Genomic DNA, 23611 nt, shown 5'->3' on the forward strand with positions numbered 1-23611 from the left:
ATATTTTATTTTTTGGCAGCTGATTTAAAACCATGTTCAACAGAGTATGGTGGCGTCCAGTTTAAGGTATTTTTAGTGTGAGTAATATCTAGTTGTAGTGAGCCAGTTAGTCTATCAATTACGTCTTTCTTGCCAAATAATTTGCCAGCCAAGTTAAAGACCAAAACAGGTACAGGCAATGCTAAATTACGTTTATTCTGCACTTTTGACATTAGCGCTACCATTTCAGCGGTAGATAAGTCATGATCATCGCTTACCAAAAATATTTGATCAGCTGCATTTGGGTGGTCAATACACACTTTAATTAAATCAACCAAGTTATAAACAGAAACTAAACTTCGTTTATTGTTTTTAATTAGCCTAAATGGGAGCGGAAAACCTTTCCCGACCAAGTTCAGTAATGAGGCAAAGTTAGCTTTAACCCCTTCACCATATACAAGTGGAGGGCGGATTATAACTATCTCCATACCGGTTTGTTTACCAAGCTCTAACAATTGCTGCTCAGCTTCTGCTTTTGATATGCCGTAAGGATCTTCTGGTGCATACTGGTCGGTAGCTTTAAATGACAATTTATCTGTAGTGCTCTCACCATTTACTTTTATTGAGCTAACAAAAATAAATCTTTTAACTCCCGCTTTTGCAGCTTGTTTTGCTAAATTAAGAGTTCCTAATGTATTTACAGCTCTAAAGACTGCTAAGGGATCAGCTGAATAGTCATTCATTATATGAACACGTGCAGCTGTGTGTATAAGCACACCAACTGAGCTCAAACTATCTTGCAGTTCAAGATTTTCAGTATCAGCCAAATCAAAATAGCTAAAATTAGGGTATTCAGGTAAATTATTTCGGCCTAATAGTAAAACTTTATTAGGTTCAAACTTTTTCAATAAAATACTACCGACAAAACCCGTATACCCCGTCAAAGCGATCATTGTCTACTCCTTGCTAATAATGAACTATAAATTGCTAAGTGTTTATCAACAACACTGTTAACATCAAACGCTTGCTCCGCGAATTTACGAGCTTCTTGCCCCATTCTTAGTCTAAGTTGAGTTTTTTCTATTAGATGAGATAGTGCTTCAGCCAGCTTGATAGAGTCACGCACTGGTACGGTTAATCCTGTTTCACCTACGATAACAGCATCTCTGCAACCTGGATTATCGGTTGTTACAATGGCCCTACCGCAGGCTGCAGCTTCAATTAAAACTTTTGGCACACCTTCACCATAAAAAGAGGGTAAGCAAACAATATTGGAATTAGAAAAAATATCTGGAATGTCATTTCTATGACCAAGATAATTTATGATGCCTTCGTTTACCCAATTATCAATTTCAGCTTGTTTTACTGTATTTGGGTTTTCTAAATCTGGTGTGCCTACCAATAAAAACTCAGTACTTGGGTAAGTTGCTTTAACAATTCTCGCAGCCTCAATAAATTGGTAAACACCTTTCTCTTTTAACAAACGACAGGCCATTACAATCTTAGGACTTTGATCTAAATTTTCGGGTTTAAAGTCGTAAACTGATAAATCAGCCCCAGACCCCTTAATCAAAACTTTATCCGAACTATTTAACTTAGCAACATGACTCAATATTGATTCATCTGATGTATTTTGAAAAATAACTGTTTTAAGTCTTTGTGAAAGAGCAACTTTATAGAAAGCTGAAGCAATAAACTTTGTTAATTTGGCTCGTAAAGTTTTAGCAGTGAAAACATAACCTAGCCCAGAAATAGCAGCGACAAACGGAACATCAGCATTAACTGTTTTTAAAGCTAAACCGCTATACAAGACAGGTTTTATAGTAATAGCATGTAAAACATCCGGTTTAACCTTTTCAACTACCTCCTTAATTGCTCGAATTGTTTTTATCTCTGAGGTTATTCCACCACCACTACGACTAAAAGGTATATCGATAAGGTTAAATCCCAAATCTTCTAAATATTTCCGGTGTTCTGTAAACTTACAGGCAATAGTAACTTTATAACCTTCATTCAATACTTTTAGTGCTATAGGCAAACGATGTGAGATGAAGAACCAATCAACATTAACAATAAATAAAATGCTATTTTTCATAACTATCTTTAATGAAGCTCTTACTTTTTAGTAAGCAAAGTGAAGAATACAGCAATTTGTGTGCTTGCTCTAAACTGGAAGACTCTGAGTAGCACCTTAATTCTGGAGCATTACCAGACATTCTTATATGTATAATATCATCATTCTCAATTAATATTCTAACACCATCTGTTAAATCTATTTTGTGTTTATGTTCTATACACAATGTGGATAAAAAGTTACTAGCCCCCTTTTTTAGATCATTAATTATTTTAATGCTTTTTTCTTGTGCAAAATTTTCCAATCTATCACTAGCTGTAATACGCTGAGGTAACTTAGAAAGTTGCCCGAATATTGTTTCATTATCGGCTAGCACCACTAGTACAGGTAATAATGCATCTCTTGTAGGCAAAGCTGTAAGTAACTTGCCATTATATTCAATATTTGAACCTAATAAATAACCACCATTCGCTTCAAAGCCTGCAACGGATGTATAGCTCTCAGCTAAACTTGCAAACTCTGCGATTACATAGGGTGAACCAATTTTAGTACGCTTTACTTGTTTAAAACTAGCGGATTTTTCGATAGCAGTATTGCAACTTACTGGTACAGCAAGCGCTTCGATATTTAATAACTGGCTACATAACAAACCTAAAATGTCACCCCGTAACCAATTGCCATTTTCATCCGCAACTAGTGGACGATCGCCATCACCATCCGTTGAGAAAATAGCATCAAAGTTATATTCTTTTGACCAATCTCGTGCTCTTTGTTTGTCCTCATCTGATACTGCCTCAGTATCGATTGGTACAAACTCATTGCTGCGGCCTAAGCTAACAACCTCTGCCCCTAATTGCTCAAATAGAGATTTATAAATATCACGCCCTGCACTTGAATGCTCATAAATACCAATTTTCTTGCCCTTAAGCGTATCAGCACTAAAAAGTGAGGTGTAACGCTGAATGTAAGATTCACTAACAGCAGTATCCAATGTAAGCTCTGCAAGGTTTTCTGGTAAAACGGTGAATACAGCATTGCTTGCGAGAATAGTTAGCTCATCAACTTTTGTGATCTCACCATCGGGGCGGTAAAACTTTAAGCCGTTGCGATCAAATGGAATATGGCTACCTGTAACCATAATACATGGCATATTATCTTGCATTGCCTTGTAAGCAAGTGCTGGAGTCGGTACTACACCATAATAAACAACATTCAAGCCATGCTGTTTTAGTGCCTCAGCACATGCCTGTGCAATTGCATAACTACTTGGGCGGTTATCGATAGCAATTGCAACTGTGTCAAAATTAAATTCATTGTCTATCGCTGAAATAAAGGCTAAAGCAAACGCAGCATTTACATTAGGGGTAAAATCTTTAACAAGGCCTCGCGCACCACTGGTACCAAAAACAATACCACTCTTTGCAATGACTTCAGAGCAAACTAACTGGCTATCCATAAAAAACCTATCTAATTAATTCTTCAATGAGTACACAGCTAGTGCAAAGTAAATTGTACTAGCTGTAAAGCTGACGACTGACGACTAAAAACCTGATAACAGCCATCTATTATGTTTATCTACATCTAATATCTCGAGTTTGGCTTATTTCACTCGACCATAACGATCTTCAAAACGTACGATATCATCTTCGCCTAAGTACGAGCCCGATTGTACTTCGATTAATTCTAAGTCAACTTTACCTGGGTTTTCTAAAGCATGAACAGCTGTGATTGGAATATACACAGACTCGTTTTCTGTTACATATTGCTCAGTATCATCAATTTGTACTTTTGCTGTACCTGATACCACAATCCAATGCTCTGCGCGGTGGTGATGCATTTGTACCGACAACTTAGCACCAGGTTTTACGGTAATACGTTTTACTTGGAAGCGCTCACCATTATCAACTGAGTCATATTTTCCCCATGGTCGATACACTTCACGATGGAAAGTAACTTCAGAGCGCCCTTCAGCTTTTAGCTGGTTTACAATCGCTTTAACTTCTTGTGATTTGTCTTTATGGGCAACTAAAACAGCATCTTTAGTGTTTACAATAACTAAATCTTCAACACCTACCGTTGCTACAAGTTTGTCTTCACTAAATACAAGTGTATTTTTCGTATCTACCGCTCTTACATCACCTTTAAAGGCATTACGATTTTCATCTTGTGAAGACACCTCCCAAAGAGCTGCAAAACCACCAACATCACTCCAACCTGCGTCCATAGGCACAACAACAGCATCTTTAGTGTGCTCCATTACTGCATAGTCAATTGACTCATCAGGGCAGGCCTCAAAAGCAGCTGCATCTACACGAATAAAGTCCATATCAGTGTTTTGTACTGCAATAGCTTTTTCGCAAGCTGCATATATATCTGGGCGAAATGCTTTTAACTCTTCTAAATAGCGGCTTGCTTTAAACAAAAACATACCGCTATTCCAATAATACTGACCACTTTCAATATATTGCTTAGCGGTTTCTAGATTTGGCTTTTCAACAAAGCTATCAACTACATAACCATGCTCTACAGCATCGCCCCGTTTAATGTAGCCATAACCTGTTTCAGGGCTATTACCTACAATCCCAAAAGTCACTAATTTATCTTGGTTTGCTAATTCTGCAGCCTTATTTACACTTGCCTGGAATGCTGCAGAATTATCAATTACATGGTCTGCTGCCAGAACAAGTAATAGTGGATCTTGCTCATTTTCAATTGCTTTAAAAGCAGCTAAGGCTATTGCAGGTGCTGTATTACGACCTAAAGGCTCTAAGAATATACCACCATGAACTACATTTAACTGGCGAATTTGTTCTGCCGCAATAAAACGGTGCTCTTCATTACAAATTAACATCGCTGGTGAGTGCGCTAAACCCGTTAATCGAGTTAGCGTATCTTGAAGCATGGTTTGCTCGCCGTTAAGCTTTAAAAATTGTTTTGGGTAGTTGCCACGTGATAGTGGCCATAACCTTGTGCCGGAACCACCGGCCATAATAACTGGTAAAATCATTTATAAACCTATTTCCGATATGATGCACTAATAGTTCTTTTTATTCTAAAAGCTTTTGCTATAAAAAAAGTAGCGAGCCTGTAGGTGAAGAAATACAACACAAAAACCACATATTCATTTAATAAAAAAGTAAAAGCTATCAATAAAATTAAATAGTACACCACTCTTAAAAGATCTAAATTATTGAATACAAGTCTATTAAAAGGAACTGCGTACTTTGGCTTTGAAGAGTGCTCTATGGTTCTCAAAACAGGGAATAATAGAGCAAGAATAAATATATCAAGACTATTAAAGCAACCCTCAAAAAATAAAATTGCAACTGGTAATGAATAGCGTAAAAATGCCAATGAAAAATAAGTAGCTATGTTAACTCTATTTCTTACGCTGTTATGTAAATAAAAGCAGAATCTTGTTATAAAAAAATAAAAAACAAAAAAACAAAATGCAAAAAAACCTAAATCATTTATAACACAATATATTGAAACACAAAGAAAAGACACTATATAACGTGATACTTTTAGATGTAAGTAATGCCCCAAAAAAAAACTTTTCTCATCACCCAACCTATCTGTTGGTAGCTTTTCATTCTGAACTGTAATCAAATCGTTTTCAAGGTAGCCTATTTCATAAATTGAGAAAAAACCCATAAAAATCAATAAAAAATTAAAGAATGCAAGCTCTAAATTACTACTATTTAATAATGTAAAAAACAATAGAAATAGTGGGTAGATAATGAACCAAGAAAAAAGATCCGACCACCCCTTGAGCCTTGAAAACTTATAATAAGTAAATGGTATATAATATTTCACTATTTAGTCCAAATATAAGAAATTGACATTTTTACTTCTTAGATATAATGCAATAACATTATCCCACTTTTTTTTATGCTTTCGTTTTGTATAAATAAAAATATAATCAAATTTAAAGCAAAGATTAAAATCATCTAAGTTATCAGTAAATACTTTATTTAGCCTCATGCCATTATTAACAATAAAGCTCTCCTTCCGCCCTTTTGTATCAAACTCTTTATCAAGCTTTCCTGTACAAACTCCCCTTTTAAAACAAAGTTTAGTGGATACATAGCTATCAGCTTTCAACAATTTACAAAACTCCTTTACAATAGGCTCTATAGAAGCTGAAGCTATTTGTATATACTCTCCACTACTTTGTATTTGATGAAATTGCTCGATAGCATGTTTATTTGGAGACGAAAATAAGGTTTTTTTTGCATATAACTCAGCTATGATTTTTATTGAGTCTTCACTGTAACCTTTTAATAAATAAATAAAGCAATCCCTTAGAGAGAAACCAAATGGGCGGGCTATTATGTATAGAGCCTTACCAATAAAACTAGAAAGTATTTTAGCTAGAAAATATCTGAAGTAATTCCTTTTTTCTTTTGCCATAAAGGTTATGAAGTCAAATGTAGTATTTTTGTGGACTATGGTGCCACACAAATCAAAAACCGTTATTCTATTAGTGCTCATATAGTTCTGTATACTGATGTGTAATATTTTCTAGGGAATGTGCGGAGTGCACATTTGAGTGTTTAATATTAATACGAAGCTCATCTCCACCACTAAACGTCAATGCAACTTTATTAGCTAAATCAATATAATCTGCAACAGGTGAAAGATAACCGTTAACACCATTAATTATAATCTCAGAATTACCACCTGGCGAATCAGTTGCAACCACAGGCACACCAAGACACAAGCTTTCCAATATTACATTCGAATACCCTTCATAAATAGAAGTTAAAAGTAAAGCATCTGAATGTGCCAAATAATTCTGAGGGTTAGACTCAAAACCAAAGAAAGTTACAAACTCAGATACCCCCAGTTCTATTGCGAATGATTCGAGTTCAGACAACAAACTGCCCTCTCCGAAAACGCAAAGTTCAACATCATACCCATTGGTTACTAACTCTTTCACAACTTTTAAACTAGTATGGTAATCTTTTTGCTTCTCCAGCCGCCCAATTGCAACCAGACGGTAATGCCTATTCTTTTTTGGTAAAAAAGTTACCAACAACTTATTATTATTAATTGGATTTTTTATAACTTTAACTTTTTTTCTAGGTAAATAAGGTAACAAAGAGAATAAGTCATTTTTCATATATTGACTTTGACAAATAACATTATCTGAACACAAAAGTGTATGGTAATAAAGCCGATTGATGAATCGCTTTAAGACTCCCATTTGTTTTATATCGCTTGAAAGGGTGTTACCTATCCTAGCTACTGTGTAAACATTACGAAGCATAAGTCCTACTAGGGGTACTACAAATGCCATCGAAAGAGTACCACATAAATATGTAACTTTTTTTTCTTTTACCGAAAGGTATAGTGGTTATAGATTTTTAAACCCTGAATTACTTTTTGATAATTCAATAACATTGACATTCGAAGAAACTGCATATTCAAGCTTTCCTTTGGCAACCCCAACGAACAAATAAACAGTATTATTTTCCGCAATAAAGTTAGCCAAATTTATTAAAACCTGCTCTGCGCCCCCCCCCCTAAAATCAGGAATCACGAAACCATAAACCATTAGTTTTGACCTTTATTTTCGGTTAATATTTTTAACTCTTCCAATCCATTAACGATGAGTTTTCTGAATTTTTTCAAAACTATCTTATTTTCATTTAGGTAAAATTTAACCAAGCTATGAGTAATATTGTTTGAGATTAAGTCCTCAATCGTGAAGCTTTTTAATCCTAAATATTTAAAATCCCCCACCTTATCAGTCTTTATTACAGGTACAACACCATTCTCCATATACTCGACAATCTTAGTTGGGCATGCAACATTGTTAACCACATTATCATCCCTTAAAACAAACCCTAAATCAGAAGTTTTGTATGCGTTAAGTACATCCAAATTAGTTCCAGAGTTAAAAGTAATATTACTTACCGATGATAAATTTTCATCATGAACATAATGCTCTTTATCTTTATTTGGCAACCAATATTCAAAGTGAAACTCACTACATGACAAACTAAGCTCCAACATTCTAGTTACATTCTGCCAGACCTGAGTACCGCCAGCATATATAACTTTTAACTTAGCATTCACAACATCTTTATCTCCAACTTGGGAAAAATCAACTGAAGAAAATATTGGCAAAATTACACTTCTAAAATTGATACTTTTATATTTTCCCTCAAAATGCAACAGCATTGCTTTTGATACACAGATAATAATAGGCTTTCGTTTTAAAATTAAATACTCAACAATATTGAAAAGTCTAGACTTCAAAGGCCTACCAAACATCTTACATTCTTCAGGCACAACACCATGTAAATCTAAGAATACACGGTTACTCTTTATGAAGTAAGAATAAGGTAGATACTTCAAAGCATTACCTATTGTATGCATATATATTATATTAGCGCTTAATATAATTTTTAATATTAAATAAAAATGAATAAAAGCATTTAATTCATACGTTTTAAGATTATTATTAACTTCGACAACTTTTGACCTAATATTTTTTCTGTATGAAACTGAAAGGTAACACCTTTTCCTATCTAAAAACTGACTATCAATAGCTAATATCCTCTGGGATAACCCCCCTTTCTTACTATCTTCATCATGTGGATATGTGCCAAAAAATATCATTTATCTAATTCCTCTAAGCAAGACTCAATACTTTCTAGGTATTCAACATAAGTACTTTCTGTAATAGAACCAACTTTCGTCATCGCCTCAGCCAAACCATCTTCCCTTCTAAAACCAATATATTTAACATTATACTTATTTAAAAGTTGGATACAGAAAAGATTATCTGAACAAATAACAGGCTTCCTCAATGAAAATGAGTCAAAAATGGTACCGCTGGCTCTCAGTCTATATAAGTCTTCAGGAAAAGGAAGAATAAAAAAATCCATTTCTGCTATTTTAGATTTATAGTCATTCTCATCAATAAACCCTAAGTTATAAAAAGGTTCTATAACATTATCACTTTTAATACCTAGTTCATTTCGACCAATCAAATAAAAAGAAACATTTTCGCTTAAGTTTATAACATCCAACTCTTTAACCAACCAATCATAGCCTTTCTCTTTATTAGCAACACCAATAAAGCCAATTTTAATGTTATTTTTATCAAACAGTTTCGCATTAGAATTTGAATCATCATATATATAAGGGTGCTCAAGAACATACACCGCCAAGGAGCCCTTAAGCTTATAATTTTTCTTAAATTCTTGATAAATAGAATCAGATAATAAAATCAAATTACCAATTTTAAGTTTTAAATATAAATTAAGCCAAAATGGAAACCGCCTAAAGAAAAGCAGCCTATCAATTAATTTATTTTTTTGTAAGGAGTTTTCTAATATAGAATGCGGTATGACTTCTATTTCAATTCTATAAATAAACCTCAAAAACACTAAAGCAACCAAATGGAAAGTGTTTATTGAAGAGAATATAAAGCGCCCCTTTCTATTCTTAACAATTTTTTTTATTTCAATTAAAGAGTGTAAAAACTCATTTTTAGGAACATTTTTAAGTACAGTGTACTTTACAGAATCATCTTTAACGATTTCCCTAATTGCATCTGCCTGCTCTTTTGTTGAAATGTACTCAACTACATTTCCTTGTTTTAAATAATTCTTAATTAGCCCGCTATTAAATCTAGAATGCTCAGCTCGAGTACAGCAAGGCTCAATTATATGAATTTTTTCTGGATAAATTCCCAATGACTACTCCTAACATAATTGAAGGCAAAAAAGTAAAACCAAGGTTTAAACATGCAAACATAAAAAATATAGTAAGAATAAGCTTTTTATTAACATCCATTCGGTTTATTTTTTTCAATGTATACATGATAAATAACAAGTATAGAAAACCAAATTTTAGTAATGGATAGTTAAAATTGTGAGGAATATAGTATTTCCTTAAAACTATTTGCTCTTCACTAAAATCGAACTTAGTAAGTTTTGGAAAATTGATAAAATCATCACTCATATAACCTCCAAAGCCTGCTCCTATAAACTTTGAATTGAATGTGATATCATTTACTATGTTTGAAAACTCAATAATCCTAATTAGAGGTGAGTGATTGATGTGATACAAACTTGCACCATTGAAAATAGAAGAAATATTATTTATTTTCTCTTCACTTCTCAAACTGTTGGATGAAATACTTAGAGTCAAAAGGACTGAAATCAGCAATATAATAACACCAATTAGTTTTAAAGCCTTCTTCTTTGCGGCAATAACACCAATACATGAACTAACTAATACAGCCAAAATATTTTGTGAAATCACATTATCAGTAATTACCATAAGAAAAAACAAGCAAGCCAACATAGCGCCATAAAAAAAGCTAAACCTAAAAACAAATAACGCCGTAACTACTGATAACAGCAAAGTTAGTTGAGATGAGTACCCAACAAACTCTCTAGTTTCTAATTTTATCGAAGGTAAAGAAAATAAATAACCATATAAAACAAAAATTAAATATGAAAATAAGAGAACATGAATCACGTTAAGTAATTTTTTAAAATTTAAATTGGAAAAAAACACAGCTGAAAGAAAAACACTTAAATATATTTTAAAGTCAAATAAAAAATAATCTTTAGCATTTGAATCAATATAGACATTAACGAACCCAAAAAGTGTATAAACAATTGAAAAAAAACCAAAAACTAACGTTATAAAGTTTACCTTTATAAAGTCTCTTTTCCACACCCTTAGAAACAGATCCAAAGAAACCAATATCAGCAAAGCTTCAAATGCCTGATTTTGTGGTGAAACTTCTGCATCAAACTCTAGTACAGAATATAATGGTATGATTGTGTATTCTTTCCTCCCTAAAAAGGTCAAAAATGCAGCTACAAACAACATAAACACTGTTATTAGCTTTGATACCAGTATATTCTGGTGCGCAATAATTCTAATTAGAAATATTAAAACACTCAAAAGGAACATATGAAATGTACTATTACGTTCTATTGTTAAAATCATTTCATTATTTTACCTTTTTAATAATATAACCAACAAAGAAATATGCGTTTTTAATATTTAGGGATCTGAATAACACTCTAATAAAAACTCTAGTTTTACTAAAAACAACAAAAAATAGAATATTTGCCACAAGGTAAGATAAAAGAGATGTATATGTCGCAGCGATAGCACCAAATTCTCTGATAAATAAATAGTTCAATGCAACATTTAAAATTGCAGCAGCTAATGTTTTATATAATTCAACATCTACATACCCTTTAATAATTAACCACCTAGTTCCTACAGGCCCTAAAAAAGCAAGCGGCACTGTAAATATTTGAACATTGAAAATATTAGTCGATGGACCAAATCCACCACCATAAAGCATTTCAATTATTTCTTCACTATAAGAAAATAGAAGTATCGAAATGAAAAAAGCAAACCAAAACATAAAAGATGACAGTTCAATTAATTTTTCATTTAATAAGTTCTCTTTATCACTAATAGCTACTAGCAATGGAAAAAAAGCAATAACAATTGAAGTAGATACAAGAGATAAAGGAAGTATTAGCTTAGTCGCAGCACTATAATACCCAGCTTCCTCCGCCCCTAGAAAATAGGTAATCATTACGACATCGCTATTAAGAAACAATGGCACAGCAATAGATGCGAGTAATAGAGAAGAAGAACGTGACACTAAAAGTCTAGCAATTTTCTTATTATAAAACATAACTAAATGCTTAAAGCTTAACTCTAATCCTTTTAAAATCATCGCATAAAAAACAACCAGAATAAGGTTGTAAATTACCATTAATGCTGCATAATAAAAAACTTCAATAAAATTAAAAAGAAATACCACATGTATACAACTGCTTGCTAACTTTGCAATTAACCTTGCTTTTGCACCTGTTTTAGCTTTATGTATCGATTGTAAATAAAGATCAACCACGCTAAAAGGGGTTAAGAATCCTGAAAAACTTATTATCAATATTGTAATTTTAAGTGAATCATCACTTGAAAAGAATAAATTAGCTGATATTAAACACAAGGATATAGCAAATATAGACCCAACAAGCTTGATAAAAAAAGCTGAAGATAGTATGTACTTACTCTTTTTTTTATATCTTATTAGAAACTTAACTAAAATAGTATCTAAACCGAAACTAATCAAAAAGCCGAATAAAGCCCATAAGCTTTGAGCTGTATTTAATATACCAACTTTTTCAGCACCTAAAACTCTATAAGTAAATATAGATAAGATTAATGTAATAAATAAAACAAAGATCTTATCAAGTAAAAGGTAAAATAAATTACTTTTTAAATTCACTTATCAATACCCTACAAATTTTTTCTGCGGCATTACCATTTCCGTATGGGTTATGTGCGAGGCTCATATTTATATATTCATTTTGATTCTCTAATAACTCATTTAGCGCAGAAGTAATTCTGATCACTTCAGTACCAACCAACTTTACTGTCCCTGCATTAACAGCCTCGGGACGCTCAGTGGTATCTCGCATTACAAGTACAGGTTTCCCTAAACTAGGGGCTTCTTCTTGTATACCACCAGAGTCAGTCAAAATAATATGTGCTTGATTCATTAGGTATACAAAAGGTAAGTACTGTTGCGGTTCAATTAGGTGAACATTTTCAACATTACCTAAAATCCGATTGACAGGCTCTTGTACATTAGGGTTTAAATGTACAGGGTAAAGTATTTGGCAATCGGAGTGTGTTTTGGCCGTTAGTGCTAATGCCTCACAAATACGCTCAAAACCACCACCAAAGCTTTCTCGACGATGCCCAGTTACTAAAATTAATTTCTTAGTAGTATCTAACATTGGGAATTGCGCAGCTAATCTATTATTTAATTCGCTATCACTTTCTATTTGCTCTTTTACCATTAGCAGAGCATCAATAACTGTATTGCCTGTAACATGAATACATTCAGGTAAGTAATTTTCATTTAGTAAGTTTTGTTTAGAATTCTCAGTAGGTGTAAAGTGAAACTTTGTTAATGCACCTGTAAGCTTACGGTTTGCTTCTTCCGGCCATGGCGAATATATATTACCGGTGCGTAAGCCTGCTTCAACATGCCCTACTGCAATTTGCTCATAATAAGCTGCTAAGCTTGCTGCAAATGTTGTCGCTGTATCGCCATGCACAAGCACTACATCAGGCTTAAATTCTTTTAAAACCGGTGTTAGCTCTAATAAAATTCGGCTAGTTACCTCAGGTAAAGTTTGCCCTGCCTTCATTAGGTTTAAATCGTACTCGGGGATGATTTTAAACAGCTCTAAAACTTGGTCTAACATTTCCCGGTGCTGTGCAGTAACACACACTTTAGACTCAAAGCGGCCATCATTAGCTAATGCATGAACAAGTGGTGCCATTTTAATAGCTTCAGGGCGAGTACCGAATACAGTTAATACTTTCACTTTAAATCCTTTGTGAGTAAATAATTAAATTCATGCTTTTAATAGCAGCATACTTAATCAGCATTACGCCGCTATTTCAGAAAACTCTTAACCCTTTTATTTTAACTTCCTGATTTATATTCGTAGTTGTAATAGCCGTAGTAACCATAGGCATTACTGGCTTTTTTGAGTATGCCGTTAAATACTACCCCTTTTACATCAATGCCATTTTGCTCAAAGCGATTACGAGTGAGCTCTAATTCACGTATATGGTTTTGGCCAAAACGTGTTACTAACAGGGTACTACCGGCGTGAGCACTCACTATTGCAGGGTCTGTTACTGCTAAAATTGGTGGTGTATCTATAATTATTAAGTCGTAATGCTCTTTAATAGTTTCTACTAACTTAGAAAATCGCTCATGCATTAATAGCTCAGATGGGTTTGGGGGTACTTGGCCACGGGTAATTAAATGCAGGTTTGGTACTTTGGTTTGCTTAATTACATTTTTAAGCTCTAACCTGCCAGATAAAAAGTCACTTAATCCGTTTTCCCACTTTTCGTTAAACGCTTTCTGTAAGTAGCCTTTACGCATATCGGCATCAATTATTAGTACCTTTTTATCGCTTTGTGCTAATACTGTTGCTAAGTTGACCGATATAAATGACTTACCCACACCTGGGCTTGGGCCCGATATTGCAATAACGTTGTTTTTTGCCTCCATCATCGCAAAATGTAAGCTGGTACGCAGGCTACGTAGCGCCTCTATTGCTAAGTCGGCTGGGTTTTCAACCGCCAATATAGTATTGGCTTGGGTGGCTTTTCGGTTTTTAAGCTTACCAAACGATACTAACTGATCTTGGTGATCTGAATACGGCACACTGGCATAAACAGGTAGGCCCATGGCCTCAATTTCGCTAGGGTCTTCAATACCTTTATGTAGCGCTTTTTGCACTAATACAATAGCAACAGCAAGCATGCCACCTAGCATAGTAGCTATAACCACTATTAGCGCTTTTTTAGGCTTAACCGGCTTTGATGTATTTACCTCTGCATGGTCAATAATGCGTACATTACCTACAGTACCGGCACGCACAATATCGAGCTCTTGGGTTTTAGCCAGTAGCATAGTATATATTTGGTTGCTTACTTCAACATCGCGGGTTAAGCGTAATAACTCTTGCTGGGTAGATGGTAAGTTAGTTACTTCGCTGGTTAAGTCATCTTTTTGCTTTTGTACCGCTTTAATTTGTTCAAGTATACCTTGGTATGCAGGGTGGCCTTTTTTAAATTTACGGCTAAGCTCTAAGCGTTGTAATTCTAGCTCTTGTAATTTAGTTTCTAGCTGAACAATTTGGTCAAGTACGCCTTGTGTTTCTAATGTTATGTTTACTGATTGCTGTTTAATTTGGTAATCGTTAAAGCGCTTTTCAGCATACTCTAGTTGCTTTTTAACCTCGGGTAATTGTACCTCTAAAAACTCAAGTGACTTTTGCGCCTCAGCGCTGTTGCGCTCTACATTGCGGCGCACATATATACCCGCTACTTGTTCAAGTACTCTTTCAGCATAGCTTGAATCAGCATCCTCTAAAGTGAGAGTAATGATTCCTGAATCTTTACTTTTTTCATTTGCACCAATAGCCTCTTGTAAATCTAAAATGGTATTTAAACGGTCACGTTTGGTAATAATAAACTCAGTACCTGGGCGCGCATTTAAACTACGAACGATTAGCTTAACGCTATCGTTTGAAAGCTCTTGCCCAATAGGGCCTGTTAGTACTGTTTCGCCCTCTTCGTTTAACAATGCCAACTGGTTATTTTGTTGTGCAACTAAAACAAACTCAGCATCAATATTAAAGCTAGGTACATCAAACCTAAATATATCTATGCTCTCACCACCCCATGCATACGAGCTTGCGCCAAAACTCGGCTCAGCCAGCTCACCCGGTGAGCTTGGTTTAAAGCTACGGTATGCGCGGTTGCCGATTAGTGGGAATAGTTTAGGTTTAACTACCGTATCTAAGTTTAGTTTATCGACTGCTTCACCAATAACAGAGCGCGATTTTAACAGCTCAATTTCGGTCACTGCGGCCGAGGTACTTTCGAACATACCGCTCATGTCATCAAAACCAGGTACCGTTGCGCTGTTGTCTTCTACCTGTATCATAGCGGTGGCTTGGTAAACAGGTGCTGCATACAAAGCATAAATAACACCCAGCAACATAAACACGCCGGTAATGGCCATAATAAAAAATTTACGGTCGAGTAAAGCACCCAGTAATGCCATTAAATCAATTTCTTGCGACTCTTGCGGGCTAGTTTGAGTTGTTCGGTTGCTATTATTTAGCGTTGAAGGCTGAGCATTCATTAATGCAGTTTCCTTATAAATACTTTTGCCAAGCGCTGCATGCGCTGTCGATTAGCTCATAAACATGGGTAAATGCTTCTAAGCTCTGACGATATGGGTCGGGGATCTCAGTGTCGTTCAACCATTTGCCTAACAAAAACGTTTTACCTCTTGCTTGAGGGTAACGTGCGCACAAGTCAGTTAAATGACGTTGTTCCATCACTAAAATAACGCTGTTGTGCTGTACTAATGCTGAATTTATTTGTTGGCCGCGGTGCTCTGACATGTTAATACCATACTGCTCAGCAATTTGCTGAGCAGTAGCATCGGCTGGCTTACCTTCTAATGCGGTTAAACCAGCCGAAGTAACAGTAATCCCTTTGTTTTCTAACTTACTTTTAAGTACATACTCGGCAGTTGGGCTACGGCAAATATTGCCAGCACACACTACTAATACTGAGTCAAACATACTTATCCTTAGTTTGTATTGGCTACATCGTTAATTGAATCAACCGTAGAAATAGACGGTAACAATAAGCTTATTACGCGATTCCAGCGTGCAAGCGGTGCAGAAGTTACATACACAATATCGTGTGGCTTTAACTCAAACTGCTCTGCTAATACGAGGGCTGCTACATTTTTAGCGTGTAATTGGTATACATCTGCAATTACACCATCTTTGGCTAAGTCGCGCTTGCGTAATACAAAAATACCGTTTGCATCGGCAGTGGCTTCTCTAATACCACCGGTATCACTTAATGCTTGAGCTAGGTTTAAGCCGTAGCGGTCAATATCTACCGTGCCAGCTTTGATTACATCGCCCAAAACGTACACTTGGTGTTTGTCGTTACGGCTAACATGCACAATATCGCCATGTTTTAATAAACGGTTTTGCGAAATATCACCATGGCTGTAAAAGTCATCTAGGCGGATTATTTCTGTTTTGTTACCCGACGTGTAGGTTACTTCACGCCAATCAGCACGAGCAGTAATACCACCAGCATTGTTTAACACGTCTATAATTGTGAGTGGGATTTCTGTAATTGGGTAAACACCTGGGTTTTCTACTTCGCCCGTTACATAGGTTTTTTGGCTTCTAAAGCCTACTATTTTTATATCAACTTGCGGGTTTTCAATAACACGACTTAAGCGCTTTACAAGGTCTTCGCGCACTTCGGCAACAGTGCGTCCAGCTGCTGGAATTTGAGGGGCATATGCATAGGTTATTGTGCCATCTTCTGCTACACGAAAACCATCAAACTCGGCTGTACGTTGTACAGCTGCAGGAATAGTTAACTCTGGATGATCCCATACACCAATGGTTAATACATCACCCACCCCTAAACGGTATTGATAATCAGAGGTGTCAATACCTTTTCGGTTTGTTGTATTAACCTTTTTAACTTCGCGTTTTTGGATATTTATTAAAGAAGAATCAATAACTTGAATATTGACTTTTTCGAGGTCTTTTTCTAAATTTTCTACTTGAGCGCCAGAATCAATACCTTCGTAATGACTACCCGGTATGATTGTACACGCACTTACAGAGAGGAGAGATAAAGTTGCTACAAGGAGTTTAAATTTGAACGCCATTCTTCTTCCTAAAAGATTATTATATAAGTTAATACTTACTTATTTTAAAGCTGATCAATTAAAGCATGACGGCTTGTTATACGCAAGTTAACAAGGCCCTAAACCTAGACCTTTGCCAACTATTAACCTATCTAAACTAAGCTATGCTAACCCCATGTAAATTAAAGGCTATTTAAAATTAAAACAACTTAGTTTAGCTAAGCTTTTGTACATTAATGGAGTTCTTTTTAGGAGTAATTAAAGTCGAAGGCTTAACTGACTTATTTATGTGTAATTTAGCAACTTTGCATTACTATCCATTTACATAGGAACATCCTTAAGTTTGGTGCATTATACAGGCAAGTCTGCATATTTCAAGCTAGAGTTCCTTTGTAAAACTGTTTTGAATTTTATGTAGTTTGGCAGTGTTTAAAAAACGCTTGTTGGTATAAGTAGTTATACCAACAAGCGAGCATTGTCTTACAATAGGAATAGCTAAACTCTCAATCTGATATAGCTTAGTCTTAGGTGGTTACTTAGCAAATAACCCTTCAATAATGCGCTCGCATGCTTTTCCATCGCCATAAGGGTTATGTGCAAAGCTCATTTCTTTGTATGTTTCTTTATTTTCAATCAGCTCACTCACCGCGTTTATAATTTTATCGGTGTCAGTGCCTACTAACTTAACGGTACCTGCAGCTACCGCTTCTGGACGTTCTGTAGTATCACGCATTACTAACACAGGTTTGCCTAAACTTGGCGCTTCTTCTTGTACGCCACCTGAGTCTGTTAAAATTAAATACGCTTGATTCATCAAAAATACAAAAGGTAAGTAGTCTTGCGGATCGATAAGCTTTACATTGCTTTTATCTGCCAGCAAACGTTTAACCGGTTCTTGTACATTTGGGTTTAAGTGCACAGGGTATACAAAGTTATAGTCAGGATATTTTGAGGCCAGCGACGAAATTGATTGGCAAATTCGCTCAAACCCACCACCAAAGCTTTCGCGACGATGACCTGTGATGAGTACATAAGGTTTATCTAAAATTTCAGCGAACTTGTTAGTTAGCTGCTGCTGTACATCGTCTTTTGGCAATACGTTATTTTTAACTTGCAGTAATGCATCTATTACTGTGTTACCCGTTACAAAAATAGCGTTTTTTGATACGTGTTCACGTAATAAGTTATCGGCAGACGCTTGCGTAGGGGCAAAATGTTTTGCTGTTAATACGCCCGTTAATGTGCGGTTTGCTTCTTCTGGCCATGGGCTATACAAATTACCTGTACGTAAACCTGCTTCTACGTGCCCTACTTTAATTTGCTTGTAAAAAGCGGCCATTGATGCTGCAAATGTAGTAGTTGTATCACCATGCACAAGCACCCAATCTGGTTTAAACTCATCAAGCACATCACGTAGGCCGAGTAAAATTTTACTGGTGATGTCGTATAAGTCTTGGCCTGCTTTCATTATGTTTAAATCATAATCAGGCGTAATTTGAAAAAGCTCCAATACTTGGTCAAGCATTTCTCGGTGCTGTGCAGTTACACACACTTTAGCTTCAATTCTTGCATCGTTTTCAAGCGCAAGAACTAACGGCGCCATTTTAATTGCTTCGGGGCGGGTACCAAATACGGTTAAAACTTTCATCTATTATCCTAAACACAAAAGCCTGCCAAAAATGGCAGGCTTACTTTCTACTTATATGAGTTAAAAAATTCCGCGGCTATCAACAACAACTTTCCTAGCCACTTGCTCTGCAGGTATGGCCTTAAATTCCTTATGATCAACCAATACTGCTAATGTATTACTGCGCTCAAGCGCTTCTTCAATTGAAACCAACTTAACGCCTAACGCTGCTAGAGCTTCTGGTAGCTCGTTGATATTTGGCTCAACAACTAGCACTTCGGCTTCGTTGTTTTGCGCTAGCATTTTGGTAATATCGAGTGCTGGGCTCTCGCGTAAATCATCAATATCTGCTTTAAATGCAATACCTAAACACGCTATCACTGGCTTTTTAAATTGATCAGCTGCATCAGTTATTTGCTTTAAAACATAATGAGGCTTAGCGTCGTTAACTTCACGAGCCTGACGTATTAGTTTTGCAGTTTCTGGCGCTGAACTAACAATAAACCATGGATCAACAGCAATGCAGTGACCACCCACACCAGGGCCAGGGTTTAAAATGTTTACTCGTGGATGTCGGTTTGCAAGCTTTATAAGCTCCCAAACATTAATATCTAGCTTGTCGCATATCATTGATAGCTCGTTTGCAAACGCAATGTTCACATCACGAAATGAGTTTTCTGTTAGCTTTGCCATCTCTGCTGTTCTGGCGTTTGTTAATAAACATTCACCCACAACAAAGGTTTTATACAAGGCAACTGCTTTTTTCGAGCATTCTTCCGACATACCGCCTATAACGCGATCATTCTCTACAAGTTCACGCAAAACGTGACCTGGCAATACACGCTCAGGGCAATGTGCAATGTTTATATCAGCTTCGTTACCAGCGGTTTGTGGAAAAGTTAGGTCTGGGCGGGCTTCGGCTAACCAGTTTGCAAGCTCTTCTGTTGCTCCAACAGGCGAAGTTGACTCTAAAATAACTAAATTGCCTTTTTCGAGTACTGGCGCAATTGCTTTTGCTGCAGCTTCTATGTAGCTCAAATCTGCTTGGTAGTCTTCTTTAAAAGGGGTTGGAACAGCCACCATAAATGCTTCTGCTTTTTCTGGTTTTGTTACTGCCTTTAAATTACCGGCTTTAACTGCGCTGCGTACCACCATATCAAGGTCTGGTTCAACAATATGCACATTCCCTGCGTTTATTGTATCTACAGCATGTTGGCTTACATCAACCCCAATAACATTAATTCCGCGTGATGCAATAACAGCTGCAGTTGGTAAGCCTATATAGCCAAGCCCAACGACTGATACAGTTTTAAATAACATTTAAACCCCTAATTTAAATTAACTTTTGTAAAAACCCAGCCCTGGGCAACTTTAAACTTTTTTTGTAAGGTAGTAATAAAAATACTTAATTAAATTACTTTGCCTCAATATCCTTGTTGGCTGGCTTAATAATCTGTAGAGCCACTCTAAGTTTACGGCTCTAAAAGCGGCAGGTGCTCGTTTTACATTTTCGGTAAACACGTCATAGGTTCCGCCTACTCCCATAAAAAAGGTAGATGGGCACGACTTCTGACACTCAAAAATAAATAACTCTTGACGAGGCGACCCTAAAGCAACACTTACAAGCTTTGCTCCTGAGTTAGCTATTTCTTCAATAACTTGCTGCTCTTCGCTAGCAGAAAAATAACCGTTTCGATAACCAACAACATTTACGCCTTGCGCTAGCAATTTTTTATAAGCTTCATGTACCACAGACTCTTTTGCGCCTAATAGAAATACTGGCACATTATTCTCTGCAGAACGTAACATTAAACGCTCCCAAAGCTCACAACCAGGAATGCGCGCCACAGGCTGCTTTAATCGCTTTGACATTACATAAGACACACCAATACCGTCTGGGTATCTTAAGGTAGCTTGTTGCAACGTGCTCATAACCTGTTGGTCAACATTCGCTGCCATCACCTTTTCAGGGTTTATTGCAACTGCAACACCTGGCTTTACGCCCTCAGGTACTAAAATTGAAGTATCAATAAGTTCATCAATTGATTTATAGGCTAAAACGTCTATTCCACCTACATTTACACTATTCATTATCAACTCTCAATTTAGCGTATATCTTTAATATTTCCTCTGTTACAGAGGATAACTGGTATGGTGCGGCAGAGTTTATTGCACAGAGGCGCATTGTTAAATAGTCTTGTTCTGTTAAGTCCAAAACTTGCTCTATTGCAGACGTTGCGTTAACACATACGTTTTCGTCATTTGGAATTAAAAAGCCATTTTCGCCATTTAGTACTTGCGCGGTGCTGCCGTCGGTCTGTGTCGCTATTACAGGTAACCCACACGCCATTGCTTCCGCCATTACCAAACCAAATGATTCATTATATGATAAATTAATCAACATGTAACTTTCGTTATAAATTGTAACCAGCTGTTGTGCACTGCAATAATCAAAGTAACGAATGCTCACGTTCTCGTTTTTAGCGAAACGCTCTATAAACGAACTATCACCTGACCCTACTATCGCTACCGTTAACTTACGCTGAAAATTTTCTAAAATTGCTTCGAGCCTATCAATTCCTTTGTTTTTATTTAAATTACCTACAAAAACAAAATCGAACTGTTTTATTGCGGTTGTCTGTGGCTCATAAAATAGGTCATTCACCCCCGCACTTAGCACACTTGCAGAAACAGGCTTAAAAAATCGCTGCTTTAATTTTTCACTCACAAAAATAAACTTATCAACAAAACCTGAGCTATACCGATAAACTGGCCCAGGTGTTGGATACAAATAAATATCGCTACCGTGAAAAGTAACAGCGATTTTTGCTCGCCAATTACGTAATAATTTATAAGCAATAGCTAATAAAATATTTGGAAAGTAAAAATGAACATGAATGATATCGTACTTTTTAAACGAAAAAATATAACCAAGCACGAAGCGCAAAAAGAACAAAGGATAACGCAATAACTTAGCAATACCCGACTTTTCTTCTTGATTTAAATAATAAAAATCAACATGGCAATTACCCTGCTTTTTTAAGCTCTCGTACTGGTTAAAAACAAATCGTCCCGAATTTGGCTTGTTTTTACTTGGCCCCATATTCGATAGCAGTAATACACGTAAATTGCTCACTTGTTTTGTTTCTCCATACGCTTAAGTTTAACGCCATAATTGGCGCGCGAAGGTATAAAATGAAACATTAATCGGTATGCTAGCTGTATAAAAGGGATAAAAATAGCAGGTGTTTGTGGGGAGTATCCCGATTCGACAACCTGATTTTTATACTTTGAAGCAGTTTTTGACCATAATGATTTTAAATTACGATAAGATACCGCTCGTGAATAGTCTTGTTGAATAAATGAGTCAAAAACAATTCGAGAGGCAAATGGTGAAACTATTGTAAAAAATTGTGCGGCTAATACATTACTACCAAATACGGTATAGCGACCACCTCGCCCATACACAAACTCATAGTAGGTCACTTTTTGATAATCATTTAATTCTAGGTTAGCAGTTTTAACTTTGAAATCTTGCCACAGTATCTCAAATTCGCCGTTAGTCAGTTCTTTATAGCGTAAACGAAGTAACTTATGTGCGCTAAAGTTGATAAAACGATAAACAAATGGCACTAACTTTAATAGCTCTCCTCGCTTGCCCTTAAAGTTTATGTAGGTGCCGCGCTGAAATAAATCACCTAAGTAACCGTCATAAAAAGTAGAGGCTTGGTTATAGTGCTGTGCAATGTAGTGATAATTGGTATACAAGCGATTAATAGGCTTTAATGTGGCAAACGCCATTTCGTCCAAAATTGCTTGTTCTTGTTCATGAAGCGGCTGCTCATTAAAGTCAAAGGCATGGTAGTGTTCAAAGTCTTGCTGGTAATGCCCTGCTATTTTGCGTTCAGGCGAACCTTCGGGTCCGTAAGTAAAACCATATTTATAAGCACCATTGGCCAATAGATAACGAGAGTCTAGGCCGCTGCTTAATGGCAAAATTCGGGTATCGTAGGGCCAAAATTCAGTTAATGTATTTACATACTCTCCAAGGTCTTCTATTGCTTTTCCGTCATAAAATGTAAAGTAACTCTGCTCTGTTCCAGAAGTAATCGCCGCACCTGGCTGTAGGCGCTCAATTTCATTGTAAAGCGTGTAATTACCAAACAAGTGCTGCTTTTTACGAAGAATACTTTGCATATCATTATTTAATGTATGCTCTTGTGTAAGAAGAGCTTTAACGCTTGGCGCAATTCGCAGCCCATTCGCAAGTCTATCAATATAATGTGTTGATAAGCCGAGTGGATCTGTTAGCAAAGTTTGTTGTTCGTCATTTTTCCAAAAGATGACAAATACACCCGCTAAAATATCGTTTAATACGCTTGGTCCGCGCTCAACAATATCTTTGGCAAGTAAAGCAAGGGGATTTAACTTTTGCTTATATATAAACCAACCTGAAGCAATAAATACTTGCTCTTGGTAAATCGCTAGCGGCGGAGTCGACCAAGCATTGGTATCGTAAATCAAATAACCATCGGCAATATTTTCAGGAAATTGATATAGCTTGCTATTGTCGGACATTGCAGCAAAAGAAGCCGGTAATGACTTTGGATCGCAATTTAAATACATGCCACGCATT

Annotated in this window: 20 protein-coding genes; all 20 read right to left on the bottom strand. The window is 36.1% G+C overall.

Annotated elements, in window-relative coordinates:
* Window positions 1–5: 5 nt before the first annotated feature.
* Entirely contained in the window at window positions 6–932 is a 927-nt protein-coding gene (locus tag L1264_RS05095; RefSeq protein WP_235403698.1) for a UDP-glucose 4-epimerase family protein, read from the bottom strand.
* Window positions 929–2074, bottom strand: coding sequence for a glycosyltransferase family 4 protein (locus tag L1264_RS05100; RefSeq protein WP_235403699.1), 1146 nt, complete (start codon window positions 2072–2074; stop codon window positions 929–931). Before L1264_RS05100 ends, L1264_RS05095 begins: the two co-directional genes overlap by 4 nt.
* Window positions 2064–3509 (bottom strand): phosphomannomutase, encoded by a 1446-nt coding sequence (locus L1264_RS05105; protein ID WP_235403700.1) that lies wholly within the window; start codon window positions 3507–3509, stop codon window positions 2064–2066. Before L1264_RS05105 ends, L1264_RS05100 begins: the two co-directional genes overlap by 11 nt.
* Before the next feature lie 144 nt (window positions 3510–3653).
* Entirely contained in the window at window positions 3654–5060 is a 1407-nt protein-coding gene (locus L1264_RS05110) for a mannose-1-phosphate guanylyltransferase/mannose-6-phosphate isomerase (RefSeq protein WP_235403701.1), read from the bottom strand.
* Between the two features lie 812 nt (window positions 5061–5872).
* A complete protein-coding gene (locus L1264_RS05115) occupies window positions 5873–6547 on the bottom strand; it encodes a haloacid dehalogenase-like hydrolase (protein ID WP_235403703.1) in 675 nt (224 codons plus the stop codon).
* Window positions 6537–7355, bottom strand: coding sequence for a glycosyltransferase (locus L1264_RS05120; protein WP_235403705.1), 819 nt, complete (start codon window positions 7353–7355; stop codon window positions 6537–6539). The genes L1264_RS05115 and L1264_RS05120 overlap by 11 nt, the downstream gene beginning before the upstream one ends.
* A 57-nt stretch (window positions 7356–7412) precedes the next feature.
* Complete coding sequence (locus L1264_RS05125; protein WP_235403706.1) at window positions 7413–7613, bottom strand: hypothetical protein; 201 nt, start codon at window positions 7611–7613, stop codon at window positions 7413–7415.
* Entirely contained in the window at window positions 7613–8683 is a 1071-nt protein-coding gene (locus L1264_RS05130; RefSeq protein ID WP_235403708.1) for a hypothetical protein, read from the bottom strand. The genes L1264_RS05125 and L1264_RS05130 overlap by 1 nt, the downstream gene beginning before the upstream one ends.
* Window positions 8680–9765 carry a glycosyltransferase gene (locus tag L1264_RS05135; protein WP_235403710.1) on the bottom strand — a complete coding sequence of 362 codons (1086 nt, stop codon included), beginning with the start codon at window positions 9763–9765 and terminating at the stop codon, window positions 8680–8682. The genes L1264_RS05130 and L1264_RS05135 overlap by 4 nt, the downstream gene beginning before the upstream one ends.
* Complete coding sequence (locus L1264_RS05140; protein WP_235403711.1) at window positions 9731–10915, bottom strand: hypothetical protein; 1185 nt, start codon at window positions 10913–10915, stop codon at window positions 9731–9733. The genes L1264_RS05135 and L1264_RS05140 overlap by 35 nt, the downstream gene beginning before the upstream one ends.
* A 124-nt stretch (window positions 10916–11039) precedes the next feature.
* Entirely contained in the window at window positions 11040–12341 is a 1302-nt protein-coding gene (locus L1264_RS05145) for a flippase (protein ID WP_235403712.1), read from the bottom strand.
* Window positions 12325–13452: a non-hydrolyzing UDP-N-acetylglucosamine 2-epimerase gene (gene wecB, locus L1264_RS05150; protein WP_328255622.1), complete on the bottom strand. Its 1128-nt coding sequence runs from the start codon at window positions 13450–13452 to the stop codon at window positions 12325–12327. The genes L1264_RS05145 and wecB (L1264_RS05150) overlap by 17 nt, the downstream gene beginning before the upstream one ends.
* 101 nt (window positions 13453–13553) lie before the next feature.
* Window positions 13554–15797, bottom strand: a complete 2244-nt coding sequence (locus tag L1264_RS05155) for a polysaccharide biosynthesis tyrosine autokinase (RefSeq protein WP_235403713.1) — start codon at window positions 15795–15797, stop codon at window positions 13554–13556.
* A 13-nt stretch (window positions 15798–15810) separates the two neighbouring features.
* Window positions 15811–16245, bottom strand: coding sequence for a low molecular weight protein-tyrosine-phosphatase (locus L1264_RS05160; RefSeq protein WP_235403714.1), 435 nt, complete (start codon window positions 16243–16245; stop codon window positions 15811–15813).
* An 8-nt stretch (window positions 16246–16253) separates the two neighbouring features.
* A complete protein-coding gene (locus L1264_RS05165; protein WP_235403715.1) occupies window positions 16254–17369 on the bottom strand; it encodes a polysaccharide export protein in 1116 nt (371 codons plus the stop codon).
* A gap of 511 nt (window positions 17370–17880) precedes the next feature.
* The gene (gene wecB / locus L1264_RS05170; RefSeq protein ID WP_235403716.1) at window positions 17881–18996 is read right to left on the bottom strand and encodes a non-hydrolyzing UDP-N-acetylglucosamine 2-epimerase; all 1116 of its coding nucleotides are present in this window, start codon (window positions 18994–18996) and stop codon (window positions 17881–17883) included.
* Between the two features lie 60 nt (window positions 18997–19056).
* Window positions 19057–20295 (bottom strand): UDP-N-acetyl-D-mannosamine dehydrogenase, encoded by a 1239-nt coding sequence (wecC, locus tag L1264_RS05175; RefSeq protein ID WP_130050474.1) that lies wholly within the window; start codon window positions 20293–20295, stop codon window positions 19057–19059.
* Window positions 20296–20346: 51 nt separating this feature from the next.
* On the bottom strand, window positions 20347–21066 hold the full coding sequence (locus L1264_RS05180) for a WecB/TagA/CpsF family glycosyltransferase (RefSeq protein WP_235403717.1): 720 nt from the start codon (window positions 21064–21066) through the stop codon (window positions 20347–20349).
* Window positions 21059–22111: a glycosyltransferase family 4 protein gene (locus tag L1264_RS05185; RefSeq protein WP_235403719.1), complete on the bottom strand. Its 1053-nt coding sequence runs from the start codon at window positions 22109–22111 to the stop codon at window positions 21059–21061. The genes L1264_RS05180 and L1264_RS05185 overlap by 8 nt, the downstream gene beginning before the upstream one ends.
* A complete protein-coding gene (locus L1264_RS05190) occupies window positions 22108–23610 on the bottom strand; it encodes a hypothetical protein (RefSeq protein WP_199527053.1) in 1503 nt (500 codons plus the stop codon). Before L1264_RS05190 ends, L1264_RS05185 begins: the two co-directional genes overlap by 4 nt.
* Between the last annotated feature and the right edge of the window lies 1 nt (window position 23611).

It is taken from the genome of Pseudoalteromonas sp. APAL1 (genome assembly GCF_021532475.1).
Lineage (GTDB): Bacteria > Pseudomonadota > Gammaproteobacteria > Enterobacterales > Alteromonadaceae > Pseudoalteromonas > Pseudoalteromonas lipolytica_C.